This is a genomic window from Pseudooctadecabacter sp., from assembly GCF_965657175.1.
Taxonomy (GTDB): Bacteria; Pseudomonadota; Alphaproteobacteria; order Rhodobacterales; family Rhodobacteraceae; genus Octadecabacter.
The window spans coordinates 46859-67243 of sequence record NZ_CBFHNH010000012.1 but is presented as its reverse complement, the minus strand read 5'-3'; the positions used below and the strand labels follow the sequence as shown (position 1 = coordinate 67243).

The window sequence follows — 20385 nt, the reverse complement described above, 5'->3', positions numbered from 1 at the left end:
TATAAAGGGCATGACAATGAACAGATCCATTAAAGAAACCGTTGGCCTCTAAGGTAACCCCTTAGGATGAAATGGTTTTTGCTGTCGTCAATGCCGCCTTTGTGGCGCTATTGGCCTGTCTATATCCTTGTATTTATGATCGGCGGCGGTCTGTTCTACACGTGGTTCGCCTTTGTGGGGCCAAGCCTCAGCGCACAAAATGCGGCCCCCACGCCCGCCACATCCAGCGCGCCGGTGCTGTTTGCAGGTGTCGCCGTGGCGGCCTTGGCGATCATCGCGAACACGTGGTCGCAATGGCAGACCTCCCGTATCTCACACGCGTTGCAGGGCCTTCAGACGCTGCGAACGGACCGTGAATATCTCATCAACATCTCAAAGGCGCGTGACGCGATTGCCAAATGCCCCCAGACCGAGGTGGGGGGCGTATTGGGGCCGGATTTGCTGGCCGAACTGTTGGACAAGGACAATGTGTCGGCGGTCGTGGATAAGCCCACGTTTCGCGACGCATCGCTCTTTGTCCTCAACCAATATGAATTTCTAGCTGCCGCCACACGGTCCGGCGCGATTGATCTGGTGTTGATTCAGCGCACGTTACAGGGGCCGATCGCTGTGCTGCTGACCACCTACGCCGAGGCGATCGTGAAGATGCGCGAAGACAACAGCCGCGCTTACGTCAATCTGATCTGGTTGCACCGCGTGATGTCGGGGTCAAAGAAGCCCTATCTTGGGCCGATCAGCGGTTGATGCAAATTCGCGATTGCGCAGCCCCGTGGGCGACTTTATAGCCATACCCAGTGGACCCTTAGCTCAGCTGGATAGAGCGCTGCCCTCCGAAGGCAGAGGCCAGAGGTTCGAATCCTCTAGGGTCCGCCATTTTTCAAAGTACTGATTGTGATGACGTGCAGCGCCTGCAGGGTGCAGCTGTTCGGTCAATTAGCTCAGGTCGGGAATTGCAGCCGCAGCCGTGCGACGTCCTCATCCGTCAGACCGATGCGGTCTATGCCGCGGGTCATCATCGCCAACTTCGCGCCTTCCTCAAGCTCCTCCATGGCGTAGACCGTCGCCTCAAGTTCACGTCCGGCGACGACGGGGCCGTGGTTGGCCAACAATACCGCCGACCGTTTGCCTGCAAGCCCGCGCACGGCTGTGCCCATCTCAGGGTCACCGGGTAAAAAGAACGGAAGCAGTTTTACCTGACCCAACCGCATAATCGGGTAGGGGGTGAGGGCGGGGATGACATCGTCGGGGTCAATATCGGGCATCATCGACAGAGCCACGGAATGGCACGAATGAAGATGCACAACCGCGCCTGTTTCAGGCCGCGTGTCGTAAAACGCGGTGTGCAGCGGGATTTCCTTGGTGGGGGCGTCACCGGACAACAATGTCATGTCGGGGGCCAGATGGCTGATGCGGGCGGGGTCCAGAAACCCCATGGAACTGCCCGTGGGGGTCATCAGAACCGTGCCGTCCGACAACCGGGCCGAGATATTGCCCGTAGACCCAGACGTCAGCCCACGGTCATAGATCGACTTGGCAAAGGCCGCGATCTGGTCGCGCAGTTTGGTGGCTTCGCTCATTGGGTGGTGTCCATCAGGGAAAGGCTTTCGGCAAAGAAATCCGGCCCGCCAAAGTTGCCCGATTTCAGGGCAATGGCAATGTCGCGGCCTTCGACCCGCATGGCGGGAACACCAGCGGCCAGTTTCGGCCCGATCCGCAGGGCGGTTGCGTTCAGGCCAGCCACAGCCGCGCCCGAGGTTTCGCCCCCCGCCACAACCAGCCGCTTGACACCCAAATCCGCCAGCCGCGCCGTCAGATCGGTGAACAACGCTTCAATCCGGTGGGCGACGGTTTCGCGTCCATAGGTGTCTTGGGCGGCACGCACGACGTCGGGGTCCGCACTGGAATAGATCAAGGGCGCGCCTGGCGTGGACATGGCCCATGCGGCCAAGGTGTCCGCATCGATACGTCCTTCCATGACAGAGGCCGCGTCGATCTCTCGTTTTGGGCCGGTGTAGGCCTGCACTTGGGCACGGGTCGCGCGGCTGCACGACCCCGACAGAATCACACCCTTGCCCGATTGCCCCGTCCATGCAGGTGCAGTGGCGCTGTGGCCAAAGTTGGCTGGCAGGCCGATGGCAATCCCCGATCCGCCCACAAGGACCTTTCGGGTCTTGGCGGCCTTGGCGATAGCAATGAGGTCCGCGTCGCGAATGGCGTCCACGATGATCATGGCCATCTGGGATGGCAACGCCGCGGCAATGGCAGCTGGGCCCTGTTCCACGGTCCTGATGTCGATGTGTCCCACGGGACGCTCCGTCTGGGCGGCGAGAACACGGCGCAAATCCGCATCCACCATGGGCGTCAGGGGGTGATCCTGCATCCCGCTTTCGTTCAGCAACACATCGTCCACAAACAGATGCCCTTGATAGACGCTGCGCCCGTTTTCGGGAAAGGCGGGGCAGACGAGGACGGCGGTTTCCCCCATACGCTGTGCCAAGGCATGGGCCACGGGGCCGATGTTGCCTTCTGCGGTGCTGTCAAAGGTTGAGCAGACCTTAAAGATGATCTGCTGGGCGCCTTGGGACACCAACCAGTCGCAAGCGGCGAGCGATTGGTTGACCGCGTCGCGTGCCGGAATTGTCCGCGATTTCAGCGCCACAACCCCTGCGTCCACGTCACCCGCTGTGCCCGCCTGACCAGAGGGCACACCTACGTATTGCACGGTGGACATGCCGCCCAGTGCAAGTGTCAGGGCAATGTCCGACGCACCGGTAAAGTCGTCCGCGATGACCCCGATCTTCATGTCGGCACCTGACCTTGGGGGCCGGGATCGAGCCGGGTGATATGGGGGGCTACGCCTGAGGGAAACAGGCGGCGCACCAGCGGATCGTGGCCTGGAATAATCAGTTCTGGCGCGGTGGCGAGGCGTTTGAGGGTCGCAAAGCCTGCCATCATGTCCTCAAGATCAACGACGATGGGGAAGGGTTTTTGTTTCATAAAATTCTCGTAGTAATGGGCCGCATCGGAGGCCAGAACCATCCAGCCGGATTGGGTCTGCACGCGCACGCATTGCAACCCGCGCGAATGGCCGCCGATGCAATGCACGGTCACGCCGTCGGCCACTTGGGCGTCACCGTCGTGAAAGATCACCTTGCCGGAATACAGCCGTTTGACCGCTTCGCAGATGTGATCGGCGCTAAAGGGCATGCGCAGGGCGTCGTGGCACATGCACGGCCCCGTGGCGAAGGCCATCTCGGCGGCTTGCATGTGCAGGGTGGCGTTGGGAAACAGATGCAGCCCGCCTGCGTGATCGTAGTGCAGGTGGGTGACGATGACGGTCGTGACGTCGTGCGGTGCGATGCCCAAGGGGGCCAATGCCTCCGCCGGTTCAAGGCAGATCGGACGACCGCGCGCTGTGGCCTCGGCGGTGTCATAACCGGTGTCGACGACGATGACCTCATCCCCGCGGCGCAGGACCCAGATGTAGTAGTCCATGGCGTGGGGCGCATCGTGGTTGTCATCAAACAAAAAGCTGTCCGCACGGGTCCGCGCGTTGCGGTCCGCGTATTTGACGGCGTGAATTTCCCAAGGCGTCATTGCACCACCTTCTCAAAGGTCCGCACGGTTTTGCCAGCGATCATATGGTCCACGGCGGCATCAAATGCTTTGAAATGGTCAGATGCCAGATGGGCCTCAAAAGCTGCGCGGTCTTCGTAGATTTCATAAAGGAACACTTCGTTCGGATAGTTGGGGTCGGTGGCCACATCGAATTGGTGGCAGCCGTCTTCTTCCAGATGGCTCACTTCAGCATTGGTGAGCATCAGTGGCATGAAGTCATCGAACCGGTCGGGTTTGATCTGAAAGGTGACCGTAACGGCGTAGGGCATCATGTGGCCTTTCTGCGCAGGCGCGCGAAGATGCGGCGGATCATCGGCAATTGCGATGCGATCAGCGCGATGTTCAATGTCAGCAGAATGGCAGCACCGGGACGGCTGATAAAGACGGAAAGGTCCCCTTCGGCAATCAGCAAGGACCGGCGGAAGGTTTCATCAAAAAGCCCGCCCAGAATGACGCCAATCACCAAGGGCGCGATGGGAAACCGCAACATCCCCATAAAATAGGCGACAAAGCCCACGCCCAACATCAGGTACAGGTCGTTGATGCCACCCCCGACACTGAACGATCCGATTGTGGTCAGCACCATCACGATGGGCAGAAAGACAGTCTGGGGGATGCGCAGGATTTTGATGAAGATGCGCGCGGTGAACAGACCCATGATGAACATGGTGAAGGACGCCAGCACCATGATCGCCACCACCCGCAGGATGATGTCGGGGTCGATCGTGGGGCCGGGGATGATGTTGTTGATCTTGAATGCCCCCATCAGGGCGGCTGCGGGGGGGGATCCGGGGATGCCCAGCACCAACAACGGGATCAAGGCGCCGCCGATGCAGGCGTTGTTCGCGGTCTCTGAGGACAAAAGCCCCTCGACCGATCCTTTGCCAAAGCTCTTGCCATCGGGGCTGACGGATTTGCCAACCCCGTAGCTGACCCAACCGGCAACGTCTTCGCCCACACCGGGCAGGGCGCCGACGCCGGTGCCGATGACGCCGGACCGTGTGATCGTGGGCATGTGTTTGCGGACTGTGCGCAGGTTCGGCAGGATACGGCCCTTCAGCTGCACCATCCGCCCCAGTTGCATTGTGCGCAGGCCTTCGATGATCTGTGGTACGGCAAAGGCCCCCATCAACACCGGCACCACCTGAAAGCCCGACATCAGGTAGGACCAGCCAAAGGTGTAGCGCGGTTCTGACAGCAACGGGTCAAGGCCCACCATGGCCATGGCCAAGCCGATCAACCCAGCGATCCAGCCCTTGATGACCAGATCCTCGGACATGAGGGTGCCGGACAGCAATATCCCGAAAAGCGCCAGCAGCGCCTTTTCAGGGCTTGCGATGTTTTGTGAGACCAGCAGCAGGACCCACACAAAGATCAACAGCGCCACGGTGCCGATCAGCGTGCCGATGAAGCTGGCCGTGGTGGTCAGGCCCAGCGCCTCCCCGCCGCGTCCGGATTTCGCCAGTGGGTAGCCATCCATCGCAGTGGCGGCAGAGGCCGCAGTGCCGGGGATGTTCAACAGGAGCGTGGGGTAGGACCCGCCATAGATCGCGCCAACATAGGCGCCCAGCAGCGCAATCATCGAATAATCCAGCGGGATTTTGTTGCCAAAGAACCCCGTCAGGATCGTCACGGCCAATGTGGCCGTAAGCCCCGGTAATGCGCCAAAGACGATGCCCAGAAAGACCGATGAAACAAGGTAGATGTAGGTGACAGGGTCCAGCACAAGGGCCGCAAATGCGCCGCCAAAGCCCGACAACTGGGTTGCGATGAAGTCCATCAGTTTCTCCAGATCGGGCGGATGTTAACGTAGTAGTGGTATTCGATCTGGCTGAAGATCAGCCCGCCGCGATTGGGCACGTTTTGTCGAAATCCGAAGGCCATGGCGCAGACAAGGATCACAGGGGCCGCGAGGGCGATGATCGGGATCGCACGGGCCACCGCGTCACGGGGGCCGCGCCATGCGATGATGCTTAGCCCGATCCAGACGGCCAGCGTCAGCCAGTCATCGTCGTGGGGGGCGGACCATTGCGACTGGGGGAAATGGGCGACAAAGGCATAGGCTGCGGGGATCAACACGGCGATGGCCGCGATGCACATGCGGCGCGGCGCGCCGGTGTGGTAGCCATAGATCAATGCGGTGATCAAAAGCCCGCTGGACAATATGAAATCCACGCGGGGCACAAGGCCTGCGATATAAGCCGTGATGATCACGGCGATGGTCGAAAACCGCAGCGCCTCGGCGCTGTTCCAACCGATGCCAACCGACGTAAGCGCCGTTTTGGCGCCACCTGCGCGGGTGGCGATGACCAGCAAGATCACGGCCAGAACAAACAGCGCGCCAAAGATGCCCAAAGGCACCACAGCTGCGGAATTATACCAGCTTGCGCCGCTGACACCGGCGCGGTTGCCGCCGAACAGGGGGATCAGGCTTGTGCGCCATAAAAAGAAGGCCGAAACGGCCATCAGCACCAGCGCCGCCCAAAAGTCGCGTGCGCGCAGCACGGCGATGTCATCGTCTTGTTCCACGTCCCACTCCCCTTGACGCTTGCTGTGCAAACGGGGCGCAGCGGATCGCCCCGTTCTGTGTCGTTTGCCCGTGCTTTAGTTGCAGGCAATCCCCAAGGTGGACGGATCGACCGTCGCGGCTCCAAGGTCCTGAAGGGTGCAGGCGAAGGTCTCTTCTAGGGTGGTGAACAGGGCCGTGGCCTCGGCACCGGACTGACCGCCGATGTCGTAGTTGTTGGCCGCAGCCCAGTCCGCGACAGTCTCACTCGCCATGGCTTGATCGAAGGCCGCGACAAGGGCGGTCTTGACGTCGTCAGAGGCGGAGTTGTGGACAGCAAAGCCGATCGCCTGCTTCAGCGGCAGGTATTCATCCAGACCGTCATAGATGTCGAAGGCGGACGTCACGGTGATGTCGCCAATGGTGGCGTCTTCGGGTGTCAGCATCGCCAAGGGGCGCAGCAGACCGCCTTCGATCAGGGCGGCTTGTTCGGCCAATGATGTCACCACAAGCGCCACTTCACCTGCCAGAGCGGCCTCTTGCCCCGGTGCGGACCCGCCGTAGGGGATGAAGTTGAATTCAACGCCTGTGCCGTTTTCGATCGCCAGCAGGTTAAGGTGGTGGATGGACCCCGCACCGGACGCCGCCGCAGGGATCGAACCTGGTGCGGCTTCGGCTGCGGCCACAAGATCCTGGATCGTCATGTAGGGGCTGTCTGCCGGAACGGAGATCAGATCAGGCGATCCGCCCACGATAAACGGGAACCAATAGTCAAAGCGCTGGTCCCAGCCGCCCTGAACCGCCGCTGTCACGTTGGATTCGGACAGGCCCACCAAGGTATAGCCGTCGTCCGCCTGGTTCTGGACATAGACCATGCCGTTTGATCCCGCGACGCCACCGGTTTGGTTGATGACGTTGATGCTGACGGGCAGGTGCTTTTCCATCTCTGCCATGATCATGCGGTTGATGCTGTCGGTGCCGCCACCGGCGCCCCAGACCACAGCCGTGGTGATGTCGCGGAACGGATAGTCCTGCGCCATTGCTGCAGTCCCCATTCCGGTCACAAGTGCCGCAACCGCTGCGATCTTTCCGAATGTTGTTTTCATAGTGCTTCCTCCCTGAAGACTTTTCTTATGTGCATTTTATATTGCGTTTTTTAATGTATGCATTAATTATTGGCTTGTCAACAAACACTAGAAATCGACCATATGGGGCCCAGCGGGCAGACAGGGATGAGGGATCAATGAAGACGAAATTTGATATTGCGGTATTTGACGGGGACGGGATTGGCCCTGAAATCATGCGCCCGACGGTCGATATTCTGGGCGCGCTTGCGGATGCGCGATCCTATGACTTCGTGTTCACCGATTGCCCTGCGGGGGCGGCACATTTCGCGCAAACGGGCGAATCTCTCCCGCAGGCCTCCATGGATGCCGCCCGCAGGTCGGACGGCATTTTGCTGTCGGCCATGGGGCTGCCCTCCGTACGCTATGACGACGGGACTGAGATTTCGCCCCAGATCGAATTGCGCAAAGCCTTGACCCTGTTTGCAGGTGTGCGGCCTGTGCGGGTCTTTCCGGGCCAACGTACGCCCTTGAACATGCGGCAGGGGCGAGAGGTCGATTTCATCTTGATCCGCGAAAGCACCGAAGGGCTGTTTTACAGCCAAGGCAACGGTGAGGTCACACAAGACGAAGCCCGTGAAACATTGCTGATCACGCGCGATATTTCGGAAAAACTGTTCAAGTTTGCCTTCAAACTTGCCGCAGATCGAAAGGCCAAGGGGCGGGGTCGCGGTCGTGTGACCTGCGTGGACAAGGCCAATGTCTTCCGCGCCTTCGCCTTTTTCCGTGAGATTTTCGATGGCATCGCACAGGACTTCCCCGATCTGGCGGCTGATCACGCCTATGTGGACGCGACCGCCTTGTGGATGGTTCAAAAGCCGTGGGATTTTGATGTTCTGGTGACCGAAAACATGTTCGGGGACATTCTGTCTGATCTGGGGGCGGGCCTTATGGGCGGGCTGGGTGTCGCACCGTCGGCGGATATCGGGCTGAACAATGCAGTGTTTCAGCCGTGCCACGGATCGGCACCGGATATTGCCGGACAGGGCAGCGCGAACCCGATGGCGATGATCCTGTCGGCGGCGATGATGCTCGATTGGTTGGGCACCAAGCATGACAACGTTGAGATGATGGAAGACGGCGCACGGTTGCAGCGCGCGGTCGAAGACGTCATCTCCCAAGGCGAAGGCCTGACCCCCGATCTGGGCGGGACAGGCACGACCCAATCCATTGGCGCGGCGATCAAGGCCAAGTTGCTGTCATGACCGTGCGGGTCGCATGTGTGGGGGCGGGCTATTTCAGCCAGTTCCACTATGGCAGTTGGGCGCGTATGGACCGGGTGACGCTGGTGGGGTCGTGCAACCGCGATATCGAAAAGGCGCAGGCCACAGGTCTGCCCGCCTTTGATGATCTGGCGACGATGCTGACCCAGACCAAGCCCGATCTGTTGGACATCATTCTGCCCCCCGTGGCCCATGCCGATACGATCCGCACCGCGCTGGCTGCAGGGATCAAGACGATGATCTGTCAAAAGCCGTTTTGCAACGATCTGGCCGAGGCGACGGAGATCACCACGCTGGCCCAAAAGGCCGGCGCGCGGATCATCATCCACGAAAATTTCCGCTTTCAGCCTTGGTTCCGCGCCATCAAACGCGCCATGGACGATGGGCTGGTGGGCACGGTGCAACAGGTGACATTCCGGCTGCGTCCCGGGGATGGGCAGGGGCCACGGGCCTATCTGGACCGCCAGCCCTATTTCCAACAGATGGAAAAGCTGCTGATCCATGAGACGGGCGTGCATTATGTCGATACCTTCCGGTATCTGATGGGGGATGCATCTGCCGTCTATGCGGACCTGCGCAAGATAAATCCGGTCATCGCGGGGGAGGATGCGGGCTATGTTGTGTTCGACCACAGCGGCAATGCGCGCGCGGTTCTGGATGGCAACCGCCACCTCGATCACAACGCCACCAACCTGCGCCGCACCATGGGGGAAGGGTTGATCGAAGGGACCGCTGGCACCCTGACCCTGACAGGGGACGGCGCGGTGCAGCTGCGCAAACATGCCACCACCGCGTTTCGCGAAATTCTGGCCCCTGATACATGGGACGGGTTTGGGGGCGATTGCGTCCACCACTTGCAATCACACGTGATTTCGGGCCTTCTGGATGGGTCCGCTTTTGAAAATGAGGCGGCCGATTATCTACAGGTGATCCGCATCGAGGACGCCATCTATGCCTCTGCCAAGACCGGCCAAAAGTTGGAGATTTGATCAATGATGGACGGCAGTGCGTCAAAAACACGGCCCAACAGTCACCGCGCTATAGATGAGTTGCGGGACCTGATTTTCAGCGGTGAACTGGCCGCCGGATCAGACCATCTTGAAACCGAACTGGCGGAACGGTTGCACATGTCCCGCACCCCCATACGTGAGGCTCTTCTGGCACTTGAGGGGCAGGGCCTTGTCGAGATGCGGCCCAGAAAAGGCGCACGGATTTTGGCGTTGTCACCCCAAGATATGGGCGAAATCTACGAAATCCTGACAGCCCTTGAAAGTGTGGCGGCCCGCAATGCGGCCATGGCCAGCTATGGGGATGACGATCTGACCGGACTGGCGCGTGCGATCGACAATATGGACACAGCGCTTGAAGCCAATGATTTGCGCGCATGGGCGCAGGCCGATGACGATTTTCATACCGAATTGGTGCGCTTGGGCGGCAACAGCCGCATCATGAGTGTCGTGTCCATGATGGCCGATCAAGTCCGCCGCGCCCGCGCGATGACCCTGTTTATGCGTGAAAAACCCCATCAGTCCAATCACGACCACCGCCAAGTGATGGAGGCCATCCGCAAAGGTCAGCCCGAGGTGGCCTATAAAATCCACCATGCCCACCGCACGCAGGCCCGAAGGACCCTTTTGGGGTTGCTCGACAAACACCAGTTGCGCAGCATTTGAGGCCATTTCAGGAAAAGTGCGTGCCCGAAGAGACGTGTCACGCTGGCCGCCAAAAATTATTTAGTTAGAAATATAGTCGTTAACCTTTTCAGCGGAGCAGGCTGATAAGGTGGTCAAAATCAATGGTTATAGGATCTTGTTGTCGGATGGATGCCCCACTGCCTCCGTGTTCGTTTTCACAACACCTTGTTAAGGTGCTGACCCAACCGGCTGCAGTTATTGATCTTAATGGTGTTATCCGCGCCTGTAACCCTGATTTTGCCAGTTCTTTTCCGGGGCTGCACGGGGCCGCTAAAGGCGATGACCTTGGCGCTTTGATCGATCCCCACCTGTCACGGGATTTGGCGCTCTTGGTGCACGATGCCAGTCGCGCCGAAGCGGGGGTCCAACAGATCGCGGTGCAACTGCCGTCGGGGCCGTTTTTCTTTTCGGTTGATTGGCTCGATCATCCTAATGGCGTGCCGCGATATTTGTGCCAGCTGACGCCGGATTTGGCTGTCGACAGCTCTCGCTTGCGGTTCTTGCTTGAGCATCTTGATCAAGGCGTGTGGAACTTTGATTTCAAAACGGGCCTGTTCAATGTGTCGGACGCATGGCGTCGCATCCGGCAGTATCCTGCGGATTTTTCATTCGACGGGGCGCAAAGACCATCGTGGTGGAATGACAAGTTGCACCCCGAGGATACCAAGGCCGTTTGGGCTGCCTTTGACGGGTTGTTTTCCGGTCAGACCGATACGGTCGATGTCCAATACCGCGCCAAAAGGACCGATGAGGCCTGGGTCTGGATCCTGTGCCGCGCCAAAGTCATGACCCGCGATGAGGAGGGGAAACCCTTGCAGATCGTCGGGGTCGACACCGACATCACCCACTTTAAGGAAAAAGAAACGGCCCAGTTGGAACTGGCCAATAAGTTGCAACTGGCCATTGGCGTGGCGGGCATTGGGCTTTGGGAATTTGATTCGGGGACCAAAGAGGTGGTTTGGGACGACCGGATGTTGGAAATCTACGGTTTGGATGACAACCTTAATAAACGTCCTGACAACCTTTGGGAAACCTATCTGCATCCCGAAGACCGTGAACGCAGCGTGGCAGAGGCCGATCTGGCCGTCGCCGAAGGGCGCGATTATCTGGGCGAATACCGTATTGTGCGTCAGGATGGGGAGATCCGCCACCTGCGCAGCACGGCACATTTCATCAAGAATGTTGGCAGTTCCGGCAAACTGCTGGGTCTGAACCTTGATATCACCGAAGACAAAGTGCGCGCGCAGGAACTTGAAGCGGCGCGCGCGTTGTTGGAACACGATTCGCGCCATGATGCGCTGACAGGGTTGGCCAACCGTCGGTTGCTGGACGAACGCACGCAGGCGGTGATGGATCGGTTGGGGCCCGATGATGCCTTCGCCGCCCTTCACATTGACCTCGACCATTTCAAAAAGGTTAACGACACATTGGGCCATGCTGCGGGCGATCAGGTTCTGGTCCATGTGGCGGAAACCTTGCGCAGGCTGGTGGGGGATGACGGGCTGGTGTGCCGGAACGGGGGCGATGAATTCGTCGTTCTTTTGGAAAACGCGGTCAGCGAGGATGAGGTATCGGACCTGTGTCAGGCCATCGTGGATCAAGCGTCAGAACCGATGATCCTGAAGGGCCATGTCCACCAATTCGGGTTGAGCATCGGCGCCGCGATTGGCCGTGGCAATGCGGTGGATCTGGCAGAGGTGTTTATCAACGCCGATGTCGCGCTTTATGCGGCCAAATCGGCGGGCCGGTCTTGCTATAAAATGTTCTCTGCGGGGCTGCGTGCGGTGTCACAATTGGACATGGCGACCTATTTCAACCTCGCGCGCGCGCTCGATGATTGCGAAGTGACCTGTCACTATCAGCCCCAGTTCGACAGTACCTCGCTTGAGGTTGTGGGGGCCGAAGCACTGGTGCGGTGGGAATGCCCGAACAACGGTCTGTTGTTGCCCAATGATTTTATCCCCGCAGCGCAAGCCACGGGGTTGGCGCCGCGTTTGGACGAATATGTGCTGGACCGTGTGTTGGCCGATCAAACAAAATGGGCGCTGAACGGTTTGGATGTGCCTACGGTCGCGTTGAACGTCTCTCTGGATCGTTTGTTGCAGCCCGAGTTGATGTCGCAGTTGAAAAGCAAGCTACAACCCCATCACGCGATTTCATTCGAACTCCTTGAAACTGCGTTTCTGGATGACGCGGGCCATGAGATCATGACTGTCCTCAATCAGGTGAGGGAGGCCGGCATCCGGCTTGATCTGGATGATTTCGGGTCCGGTCATTCTTCGGTCGTGGCGTTGCAGGCCCTTAAACCGGATCGGGTCAAGATTGACCGGATGCTCATCGCTCCGCTTGAAGACAACCCCGCGCAAATTCATATCCTTGAGGCTTTGGTGCGGGTGTCCACGCTGCAGGGCTGCGGCGTTGTGATGGAAGGGATTGAAACCAAAGACCAATTGGATGCTGTGATGAAGCTGGACTGTGAGGTTTTACAGGGGTTCTATCTGGGGCGTCCGGTGGATGCGGCTGCTTTTGCAGAAAAGCTCAACTCATGTCAAACAAGGGTGGGGCGCGGTTAGGTATTGGCCGTCAGCGATAGGATCGCGGCCTTGAAGGACGCAAACTGGCGGTGCAAGGCGTCGATATCCTCAGCTGACATCAACATGCCATGCAGGGCTGTTTCGGCGAAGGCCCCCAGATCGGCTGGCGTTTGTCCGTGACGGTCCAGCGCAGGGGCATAGGGGGCCAAAAGGCCCGAGATCATGGCGATTTTGCGCGTGCGTATCTGCTGCATAGCCTCACGTCCCGACGGGGTTTCGGCGGCTTCGACAATGTCGGCAGCTTCGGGGGAAGTGCGCAGCATCTCATAGGTCGGGCGCAGGCTAAGGTCATACAAACACTCAAGTTTGTCGGCCATGGTATCGGCCTGTTCCCATGCGGAGGTGACTTTGCGACGGTCCGGTCCGTATAGAGCAAAAGGCCAGCGGCGTAGACCTCATCCTTGTTGGCAAAACGCGCATACAGGCTTTGACGGGACAGACCCGCCATTTTGGCGATGTCGCCCATCGTCGTGCGCTTGAACCCATAGCGCGAAAACACATGCAGTGCGGCGTCGAGAATGGCCGTCGTATCTTCGTTCATAATTGGCCCCTCGACAAAATGTGACGGAATGTCAAATCCAAAGGACAGCGAATGGAAGTCATGATGCGGCTCACTGTAGATGGACAGACCCATGAGGCCGATGTGGAAGAGGACATGCCCCTGCTGTGGGAACATCAAGGGCGTAAAATACGGCTGCGGCATTGCCCAATGTGGCGCCTGCACGGTTCATCTGGATGGCGTCGTGGTGCGGTCCTGTCAGACTTGGGCGGTCGATGCGGTCGGGGCGGAGGTCAGGACGATCAACGGTCTTGGCACGCCTGCGGCCATGCATGCGGTGCAGGAGGCCTGGGCCGAACATCAGGTCGCGCAATGCGGCTATTGTCAGTCCGGTCAGATCATGCAGGCGGCGTCCATGCTGGCGCAAATCCCCGATCCGACGGACGAAGATATCGATGCTGAAATGTCGGGCAATCTGTGCCGCTGTGGCACCTATCCCCAAATCCGCGCAGCGATTGTGACCGCTGCGGCGAAACTGCGGGAGGCGTGATCATGGGACGTGTCAAAACAATCGCGCGGCGGACGTTTCTGATCGGGTTGGCGGCCATCATCGGCGGCGTGGCCTTCGGGGCCTATTTGTACCGCCGCCCCGTGGACAATCCGCTGTTGGCGGATTTGAAAGACGGCGAAGCGTCGATGACGGACTATGTTCGCATCACGCCCGAGGGGGTGACATTGATCACCCCGCGCGCGGACGAGGGGCAGGGGGCCTACCACGCGCAGGCCGCATTGATCGCGGAGGAGCTGGATATCGACCTCGATCAGGTCACCGTCGATCCCGGTCCGCCGTCCAAAGCCTATTACAATTCCGCCCTGTCCAGTGAAGCACTGGGGGTGATGCCCTATGACGACAGTTTCAGCGCCAATGCGCTGCGCACGGTCATGGTTGCGGCGATCAAGATCATGGGCGTGCAGATCACCGGCGGGTCCACCACGGTGGCCGATGGTTGGGAAAAGCTACGCGTGGCCGGTGCCGTGGCGCGTGAGACGTTGAAAGAGGCCGCTTTGCTGGAAACTGGCACCCCCGTGGCGGATTTGACCACCAATCGCGGGGCTGTCGTGCTGCCCGACGGCACCCGCATGGACTAAACCGCTCTTGCCAAGACAGCCGCCACGTTAGATCTCGTGTCTGAGGTCACGCTGCGCGATCCGTCACAATGGCGCTACGTCGGCAAAGATATGCAGCGGCTTGATATCGTGGCGAAATCCACCGGCACGCAAAGCTACGGTATTGATTTCGAGGTGGACGGAATGGTTCATGCCACGGTCGTCACCAACCCCCGCAAGGGCGGTGACATGTTGTCCTATGACGCGACAGAGGCCGACCCGATGGCCGGACGGATCAGGCTGGCGTCCGAACCGAATTCCCGCGCCGTGCTTGAGGCTTCGGCCGATTTCTCGGGCTGGGACGGCCCCGATCTGGGGCCGAACCGCGCCCGTGGGGTTGGTTTTGCGCTGTCCTTCGGCGTGCCCTGTGCGCAGGTGTGCGAGGTCACGAACACCGATCGCGGCATCCAGATTGACCGCGTCTACGCGGTGGCCAATGTGGGCCGGATCGTCGATCCGATCAATTTCGAACACCATATCAGTGGTGGGGTGATTTGGGCCTTGGGCCATGCCATTTCTGCGGAAATCACCCACACGGACGGGATGACCGACCAGCTGAACTACGACGGGTTTTTGGCCATGCGGCAGTATCAAGCGCCCGAAGTCATCGTCAAAGGGCTGGAACTTGGCGATCATGTGCGCGGGATTGGGGAGCCACCGGTGCCGCCTGCGTCCGCCGCGTTGGCCAACGCTATTTTTGCGGCCACCGGTCAGCGTATCCGCGACATGCCGCTGCGCAACCACATTGATTTCGTCTGACGTCAGCCGTGGCCAAAGGGGCAGCCCTGCAGGGGGCGCGCCTCTCGCGCGGTGACGGTCGGACGGGCGGTTTGCGGCCGCAAATGCGGGCACTCCCATTCGGGAAACAGGGCCAGGATTTCGGCCCGAGCTGACGCGTCCAAGGCGTTCATCGCTTCGGCGCCAGGGAAGAAGCTTTCTGACGGGATGCCCTCCGCCATGACGATCTGGTGGTCGGCAAAAGCGATGTGCACGTAAGTGACTGTGCCGCCTTCGTGGGGGCGGATGGTATGATCGTTGATCAGGGCCTTGGCGGGGGCCAGAACCTCATCCGTGCCGCAGTGCATTTCAACCCGCCAGCCGTCCAGCATCATCCGGTGTTGCGGCGACACGAGCAGGTCACGGTCATTGCCCATCGCACCTTTGGCGATGTGAATGGGGGCCAGATCGCCCGTGGCCGGCACGGTCGCGCGCCCGATCCATGAAATTGGCTGCAGGCCTGCGTCCATTGTCCAGACCCGGTCACCGACTGCCAATGTTTCAATGGGCAGCTTCCCGCGTTCGGTGATGATCAGGGTGCCGATGGTGAAACAGGTAATGTTTTCAATAGAGTGGAAGTCGAAGCTTTCACCTGTGTCATTGCCATTTTCGTCAAGGTAAAAGACGGTGCCCTCGGTCGGATCATGGCCGATTTCAACGCGGGTGTCGCCGGACAGACGTAGTGTATCAAACCCGACACCGCCATTTACCACATCAATCTGGGCCCCTGCGGCCACCGTGATGATGTCATCGCCGCGGCCTAGATTGATTTCACCGTCCACGGTGGCGCGGTCGCCGATGGTGACCGTGTCATCGTCGCGGCCCGTGCGCAGGGCACCGTTCACTGTTGCGCGCCCGTCAAGTGTGACGGTGTCTTCGCCGCGTCCGGTTTCCAGATCACCGGTGATCTGCGCCATGTCTGACATGTTGACGCTGTCGTTGCCGCGCCATGTGGTCAGATTGCCGTCAATGGTGGCCGTGCCGAACAAATCGGCGCTGTCGTCCCCGCGCCCCAGCCGCAGATCGCCGTTGATTACCCCGCTTGAGGCGACAAAGCTGTCGTCGTCGCGTCCCAACACCACGTTACCATTTATGGTCGTGCCGCCGGTCAAAATGACAGTGTCGTTGCCGTCATGGGTATAAAGATCGAAGTTCAGCACCTTGGCGGCAAGATCGAGGAGGTCATCGTTCCACCCTGCTTCAACCGCCGCCAGTTCGGTCAGGCTGCGATCGACGGCCAAGAAAACGTCGTCCTGCACCATGTCCACATCGGAATTGCGTTCGATAATGTCGGCGAAAATGGTGTCTTGGACCTCTGCGATGATGTCGGCCCCCAAGGCCGGATCAAGGACGCCGAAGGTTTCGTCGGCCACAAGGGTGCGGGTGAATTGTTCGGCGATGATATGCGTGAACAGGGCGCCCATCTGGGTGTCGCCCACGGCGTCCTCCGCCAGCCCACCGACCCACAGATCAACCTGAAAGACGTCCTCATAAGCCTCAGCGAGGCGCGCTTGGGTGTCCAAGTCGCTGGTAATGATGGAAAAATCCAACGGGTCAAGTGCGTCTGGGTCAATATCACCCAACAGGGCTGCGCGCACTTCGACATAGCTGTCGAGGCCGTGATCCAGACCGCGCGCAAGGTTCAAGGCCGCCAGCGAAAAGCCGGAGACGCCATCGGGCGTTTCCAAAAAGAAGTTCAGATCGTCCACGATCTGCGCATCAAGTTCCTGCGCAGTGGATGACAGCTGCCCGCGCAGCAGGGCGTCAATTCCACTTTCATCCACCACCTGGTGGTTAAAGAAGGCCTCCATCAATCCCAGTGACCCCGCGTCGAGGCCGAATTCGTCCAATAGATCAATGTCGGAGGACACCAGCGTGTGCCCAAACCGGAAGGCTGCGGTGGAAAATTCAACCGAGACTTCACCATCGACGTCGGGGTCATGGTCGGCGTCGGTGTCCACGACGTCACCCACCAAATGGGGCAGCCATTCGTTGTAGGTGATTTGTTGCAGTTCGACTTCGACGATGGAGCGGGCGGCCTCATACAATTGGTCGTCGTCCCAATCGGGATGTTCTTCGGCCAGCCGTTCCGCCCAGTAATTGTGTTCGCGCACGAACAAAGTTTGCAAAGACAATAGGTTGGGGTTCTCATTGGCGCGGATATCACCGGCCAGATGCACCGGATCATCGCTGTCGATGTCACCCGCCATAAAGCTGTCGCCGTCCGCATCGGGCAGCAGATCCGACGCGGATGTCTGATCCTCTTGTACCCGCAGGCGCCCGCCTTCGAAGCTGCGCAAATCGTCCGCGCGCGCCTCTGTTGACCCGTAGATCTGGCTGCCGTCGATTTGCCATGTCACGACATTGGTGGGCGCAATGGTTGCGCCGTCTTCAATTTCATCGGCCACGGCGGAGCGCGCGATGTCATGGGGCATACCGATCAGATCAAGGGTTCCGGCGTCATGATCTTCGGGGGTGAGGACCATGTCATGATCCAAAAACTGCGCAAATGTGGTGAACAGGGTGCTTAGACCACCGGAGTTGGGCATGTCGCCGTCTTGGTCAAACACGACCATGGACACGGTGACAGGATCGGCGCCGCCGCTGAACGTCTCAGAGACGTCATCATCATAGCGCGCCTCAGTAAGGCGTTCTTGCGCTTTGAGATTTTCTAGAAAGGGACAGCTTTTCGTCATACATCACCAACACAAGTCCCCCAAGGGTCAAGTAACGGGTCCGATGGTTTTGGGCAATCAATTCAGTAAAATAATCGTTAATTATGCAAAAAACCCGAACAGTGATGCCCGGGTTTCTAAATTGTTTCGAAGGATTGATCGGGCGTTTAGCTGCCCCATGTGCGGACAGGGCCGCTATCCATATGGACGAAGTTTGAACCGGAATAGCGCCCAACACCACCAGCGCGACAGGCAGCTGCGGCGCGGGCCATTTGGCCAACGGACCGGCCCTGCATCCGTAGGTCAGCGGCCTGACCCCGTAGGTGCAAGGATGAGCGCGCAACACCGGATGAGTTGGACCGCAGCATCGCATTCGTCTGCGGGGACCGGTAGCCGGAGATCAGGGTGTAGGGCTGATCGCTGTCCAGCAGGTTTTGGGTCGCGGCAATGATGTCGACGGTGCGGCTGTCGATTTCATGGGTCTGGCCGTTGCGCCAGTCACGGAAGAATCTGTTGACCTCGTTCATCGCATCACCAATGTACGGGCCCTCGATCCAGTAGATCGTGTCGATGTTTTCACCGGTACGGCCGTTGTACATTTTGACGCGACGAATATCGCCACCACCGCGCAAAAAACCTGCTGCATTTGTGTAAGATGGGGCGGCCATGACGGCCGTCGCCGCAAAGGCACCCAGCAATCCACGCCGAGAAATACTCGAGGCTGTCAAACTTGTCATATAAACGCTGTCCCGTCGTCTACCTGTGAGTCCGTGTTTATGCGGACATTTTTGCTATCTATCCCCAGATGCCTGCACTTTATGGCACAAAACGATTCTTCGAAAAACCCCCAAGTGGAATTGGTTCCATCATCAAGGGGGAAATAGGCGAAATTTTGCGCAAGTTGTGCGCAGTTGGTGATTTGTTGCAATTGTGCCGCGAAGAGGGTGCCGCAAGGGCAGGGGAAATGAAACTGAAACGCCCTTTGGCGCCTTTGTGACTAGACCGCAGGCAGCCACGCTCTGCTTAAATCAACTGTAAGGTCGGGTGCCTGCCGCGCCCATGGTACTGGGGAAAGACTATGTTCGCTCACTTTGCTGCCCGCGCTGCGGTGCTTGTGACGTTTGTTGTGTCGTTGTCGGTGGCTGTGCCATAGGCTGCCATAGCACAGACCACGGCCTTCCGCCACACGGTGGCAGAGGGCGCTGCCCGTGATGAGGTTCTGGCGGAATTCTGCCGTGCGCGGTCGTTTGAGGGCATCTGGACAGGCACATCACGTGCCGATCGCAACCGCCGCAACGCATTGCTCGCCGCTTTTGCCAATGCCGGCGACCACGGTCTGCCCACCGCCGATTACAACCCCGACGCTTTGATGTCGCGCCTTCAGTCGGCGCAAACGCCCGCTGAAAAGGGCGCGATGGAAGTGGAAATGTCGCGGCTGTTCTTGTCCTACGCGCGCGACATTCAGACCGGCATCCTAATGCCATCGCGCGTTGTCGCTGACATCAAACGCGAAATTCCGCTGCGGTCACGGCTGGGCTATCTGCAATCCTTCACAGCCTCCAGCCCGCAGGCGTTCTTGGCGTCTTTGCCGCCAAGCGCCCCCGAATATGCGCGGCTGCTGCGCGAAAAGCTTAAGATGGGGCGTCTGATCGCCAGTGGCGGTTGGGGCGCCATGGTACCGGGCGGTATGTTGGAACCGGGCAATTCGGGCGCACGCGTTGTGGCGCTGCGCGACCGATTGATTGCCATGGGCTTTATGGATCGCTCCGCGACCCAGACCTATGACGCCACGATGCAGGCTGCTGTGCAGCGGTTCCAGACAGCCCACGGTCTGACTGCCGATGGCATCGCAGGTGAGGGGACGTTGCGCGAAATGAACATTCCCGCCTCACGCCGCATGCAACAGGTCATCGTCGCGATGGAACGGGAACGCTGGACAAACCGGCCCCGTGGCGAACGCCCCGTTTGGGTGAACCTCACGGATTTCACCGCCGCCATCATGGACAACGACAGCGTGACGTTTTCCACGCGCTCGGTCATCGGTGCCACCGACAGCGACCGTCAAAGCCCCGAATTTTCAAATGTGATGGAATTTATGGGCATCAATCCCGGCTGGTATGTGCCGCGGTCGATCATCGTGGGTGAATATCTGCCGGCGCTGCAACGCAACCGCAACGCGGTCAGCCATATCGAAATCACCAACCGCAATGGCCGTGTCGTTAACCGTGGCGCTGTGAATTTCAGCCAGTACAACATCTACCTGCACGACACGCTGGCCAAGTCGCTGTTCGATCGTGAGGTTCGGGCGTTTTCCCACGGCTGCGTCCGTCTGAATGACCCGTTTGATTTCGCCTATGCGCTGTTGGCGGTGCACATCGTTTACCGCACGGCCTTTACCCACGCGACCGGTCCGTTGAACTTCCGCCGCGACATCTACAACCGCGACAGCCGCATCTGGAATGCGCTGGCAGGCGAAGGGGTGGCTGTTCGCGCCATTGGCGGATAAGT

The 20385-nt window shown here is 59.4% G+C and carries 18 protein-coding genes, 1 tRNA gene and 2 pseudogenes; 10 read left to right on the top strand and 11 right to left on the bottom strand.

The window, feature by feature from the left end:
* The first annotated feature begins 66 nt into the window (after nt 1–66).
* Together ACTG36_RS11285 and ACTG36_RS11280 are read left to right on the top strand one after the other, a co-directional pair.
* The gene (locus ACTG36_RS11285; RefSeq protein ID WP_375281625.1) at nt 67–744 is read left to right on the top strand and encodes a DUF4760 domain-containing protein; all 678 of its coding nucleotides are present in this window, start codon (nt 67–69) and stop codon (nt 742–744) included.
* 52 nt (nt 745–796) lie between these two features.
* Nucleotides 797–873 (top strand) — tRNA-Arg (locus ACTG36_RS11280).
* 65 nt (nt 874–938) lie between these two features.
* Here the strand turns inward: ACTG36_RS11280 and otnC are convergent.
* From otnC to ACTG36_RS11245, 7 genes are all read right to left on the bottom strand, one after another.
* On the bottom strand, nt 939–1577 hold the full coding sequence (gene otnC, locus ACTG36_RS11275) for a 3-oxo-tetronate 4-phosphate decarboxylase (RefSeq protein ID WP_375281626.1): 639 nt from the start codon (nt 1575–1577) through the stop codon (nt 939–941).
* On the bottom strand, nt 1574–2803 hold the full coding sequence (gene otnK / locus ACTG36_RS11270) for a 3-oxo-tetronate kinase (RefSeq protein ID WP_375281627.1): 1230 nt from the start codon (nt 2801–2803) through the stop codon (nt 1574–1576). The genes otnC and otnK overlap by 4 nt, the downstream gene beginning before the upstream one ends.
* Nucleotides 2800–3597 carry an N-acyl homoserine lactonase family protein gene (locus ACTG36_RS11265; RefSeq protein WP_375281628.1) on the bottom strand — a complete coding sequence of 266 codons (798 nt, stop codon included), beginning with the start codon at nt 3595–3597 and terminating at the stop codon, nt 2800–2802. The genes otnK and ACTG36_RS11265 overlap by 4 nt, the downstream gene beginning before the upstream one ends.
* Nucleotides 3594–3890: a putative quinol monooxygenase gene (locus ACTG36_RS11260; RefSeq protein WP_375281629.1), complete on the bottom strand. Its 297-nt coding sequence runs from the start codon at nt 3888–3890 to the stop codon at nt 3594–3596. The genes ACTG36_RS11265 and ACTG36_RS11260 overlap by 4 nt, the downstream gene beginning before the upstream one ends.
* Nucleotides 3887–5398 carry a tripartite tricarboxylate transporter permease gene (locus ACTG36_RS11255; protein WP_375281630.1) on the bottom strand — a complete coding sequence of 504 codons (1512 nt, stop codon included), beginning with the start codon at nt 5396–5398 and terminating at the stop codon, nt 3887–3889. The genes ACTG36_RS11260 and ACTG36_RS11255 overlap by 4 nt, the downstream gene beginning before the upstream one ends.
* Complete coding sequence (locus tag ACTG36_RS11250; RefSeq protein WP_375281631.1) at nt 5398–6147, bottom strand: hypothetical protein; 750 nt, start codon at nt 6145–6147, stop codon at nt 5398–5400. Before ACTG36_RS11250 ends, ACTG36_RS11255 begins: the two co-directional genes overlap by 1 nt.
* A 75-nt stretch (nt 6148–6222) precedes the next feature.
* Nucleotides 6223–7230, bottom strand: coding sequence for a Bug family tripartite tricarboxylate transporter substrate binding protein (locus ACTG36_RS11245; RefSeq protein ID WP_375281632.1), 1008 nt, complete (start codon nt 7228–7230; stop codon nt 6223–6225).
* Between the two features lie 137 nt (nt 7231–7367).
* Here ACTG36_RS11245 and ACTG36_RS11240 point away from each other — a divergent pair, with 137 nt between their 5' ends.
* The 4 genes from ACTG36_RS11240 to ACTG36_RS11225 all read left to right on the top strand — a co-directional run bounded on the left by ACTG36_RS11240 (nt 7368) and on the right by ACTG36_RS11225 (nt 12738).
* Entirely contained in the window at nt 7368–8453 is a 1086-nt protein-coding gene (locus tag ACTG36_RS11240; protein ID WP_439142371.1) for an isocitrate/isopropylmalate dehydrogenase family protein, read from the top strand.
* The gene (locus tag ACTG36_RS11235; RefSeq protein ID WP_375281635.1) at nt 8450–9460 is read left to right on the top strand and encodes a Gfo/Idh/MocA family protein; all 1011 of its coding nucleotides are present in this window, start codon (nt 8450–8452) and stop codon (nt 9458–9460) included. Before ACTG36_RS11240 ends, ACTG36_RS11235 begins: the two co-directional genes overlap by 4 nt.
* Before the next feature lie 3 nt (nt 9461–9463).
* Entirely contained in the window at nt 9464–10144 is a 681-nt protein-coding gene (locus ACTG36_RS11230; RefSeq protein ID WP_439142368.1) for a GntR family transcriptional regulator, read from the top strand.
* Between the two features lie 146 nt (nt 10145–10290).
* A complete protein-coding gene (locus ACTG36_RS11225; protein WP_375281636.1) occupies nt 10291–12738 on the top strand; it encodes a putative bifunctional diguanylate cyclase/phosphodiesterase in 2448 nt (815 codons plus the stop codon).
* Here ACTG36_RS11225 and ACTG36_RS11220 read toward each other — a convergent pair.
* Both ACTG36_RS11220 and ACTG36_RS11215 read right to left on the bottom strand, forming a co-directional pair.
* Entirely contained in the window at nt 12735–13076 is a 342-nt protein-coding gene (locus ACTG36_RS11220; protein ID WP_375281647.1) for a hypothetical protein, read from the bottom strand. The two genes, ACTG36_RS11225 and ACTG36_RS11220, sit on opposite strands and share 4 nt — an antisense overlap.
* A gap of 77 nt (nt 13077–13153) precedes the next feature.
* Nucleotides 13154–13300 (bottom strand): annotated as a pseudogene (locus tag ACTG36_RS11215) (helix-turn-helix domain-containing protein); the annotation flags it as partial.
* Between the two features lie 63 nt (nt 13301–13363).
* Between ACTG36_RS11215 and ACTG36_RS11210 the strand changes: the two are divergent.
* From ACTG36_RS11210 to ACTG36_RS11200, 3 genes and pseudogenes are all read left to right on the top strand, one after another.
* A pseudogene (locus ACTG36_RS11210) lies at nt 13364–13808 on the top strand ((2Fe-2S)-binding protein).
* Nucleotides 13809–13810: 2 nt separating this feature from the next.
* Nucleotides 13811–14407: a hypothetical protein gene (locus ACTG36_RS11205; protein ID WP_375281637.1), complete on the top strand. Its 597-nt coding sequence runs from the start codon at nt 13811–13813 to the stop codon at nt 14405–14407.
* 36 nt (nt 14408–14443) lie between these two features.
* On the top strand, nt 14444–15184 hold the full coding sequence (locus ACTG36_RS11200; RefSeq protein ID WP_375281638.1) for a molybdopterin cofactor-binding domain-containing protein: 741 nt from the start codon (nt 14444–14446) through the stop codon (nt 15182–15184).
* A gap of 2 nt (nt 15185–15186) precedes the next feature.
* Here the strand turns inward: ACTG36_RS11200 and ACTG36_RS11195 are convergent, their stop codons facing one another.
* A complete protein-coding gene (locus tag ACTG36_RS11195; RefSeq protein ID WP_375281639.1) occupies nt 15187–17898 on the bottom strand; it encodes a peroxidase family protein in 2712 nt (903 codons plus the stop codon).
* Between the two features lie 146 nt (nt 17899–18044).
* Nucleotides 18045–18614: a YcbK family protein gene (locus tag ACTG36_RS11190; protein ID WP_439142365.1), complete on the bottom strand. Its 570-nt coding sequence runs from the start codon at nt 18612–18614 to the stop codon at nt 18045–18047.
* Between the two features lie 452 nt (nt 18615–19066).
* On the opposite strand from ACTG36_RS11190, the gene ACTG36_RS11185 reads away from it, so the two are divergent.
* A complete protein-coding gene (locus tag ACTG36_RS11185) occupies nt 19067–20383 on the top strand; it encodes a L,D-transpeptidase family protein (protein ID WP_375281641.1) in 1317 nt (438 codons plus the stop codon).
* The last annotated feature ends 2 nt before the right edge of the window (nt 20384–20385 follow it).

Excerpts from the sequence above, each read along its gene's own strand:
- ACTG36_RS11285 (WP_375281625.1), top strand. The coding sequence starts at position 67 with ATGAAATGGTTTTTGCTGTCGTCAATGCCGCCTTTGTGGCGCTATTGG.
- otnC (WP_375281626.1), bottom strand. The coding sequence starts at position 1,577 with ATGAGCGAAGCCACCAAACTGCGCGACCAGATCGCGGCCTTTGCCAAG.
- otnK (WP_375281627.1), bottom strand. The coding sequence starts at position 2,803 with ATGAAGATCGGGGTCATCGCGGACGACTTTACCGGTGCGTCGGACATT.
- ACTG36_RS11265 (WP_375281628.1), bottom strand. The coding sequence starts at position 3,597 with ATGACGCCTTGGGAAATTCACGCCGTCAAATACGCGGACCGCAACGCG.
- ACTG36_RS11260 (WP_375281629.1), bottom strand. The coding sequence starts at position 3,890 with ATGATGCCCTACGCCGTTACGGTCACCTTTCAGATCAAACCCGACCGG.
- ACTG36_RS11255 (WP_375281630.1), bottom strand. The coding sequence starts at position 5,398 with ATGGACTTCATCGCAACCCAGTTGTCGGGCTTTGGCGGCGCATTTGCG.
- ACTG36_RS11245 (WP_375281632.1), bottom strand. The coding sequence starts at position 7,230 with ATGAAAACAACATTCGGAAAGATCGCAGCGGTTGCGGCACTTGTGACC.
- ACTG36_RS11240 (WP_439142371.1), top strand. The coding sequence starts at position 7,368 with ATGAAGACGAAATTTGATATTGCGGTATTTGACGGGGACGGGATTGGC.
- ACTG36_RS11235 (WP_375281635.1), top strand. The coding sequence starts at position 8,450 with ATGACCGTGCGGGTCGCATGTGTGGGGGCGGGCTATTTCAGCCAGTTC.
- ACTG36_RS11230 (WP_439142368.1), top strand. The coding sequence starts at position 9,464 with ATGATGGACGGCAGTGCGTCAAAAACACGGCCCAACAGTCACCGCGCT.
- ACTG36_RS11225 (WP_375281636.1), top strand. The coding sequence starts at position 10,291 with ATGGATGCCCCACTGCCTCCGTGTTCGTTTTCACAACACCTTGTTAAG.
- ACTG36_RS11220 (WP_375281647.1), bottom strand. The coding sequence starts at position 13,076 with ATGGCCGACAAACTTGAGTGTTTGTATGACCTTAGCCTGCGCCCGACC.
- ACTG36_RS11205 (WP_375281637.1), top strand. The coding sequence starts at position 13,811 with ATGGGACGTGTCAAAACAATCGCGCGGCGGACGTTTCTGATCGGGTTG.
- ACTG36_RS11195 (WP_375281639.1), bottom strand. The coding sequence starts at position 17,898 with ATGACGAAAAGCTGTCCCTTTCTAGAAAATCTCAAAGCGCAAGAACGC.
- ACTG36_RS11190 (WP_439142365.1), bottom strand. The coding sequence starts at position 18,614 with ATGACAAGTTTGACAGCCTCGAGTATTTCTCGGCGTGGATTGCTGGGT.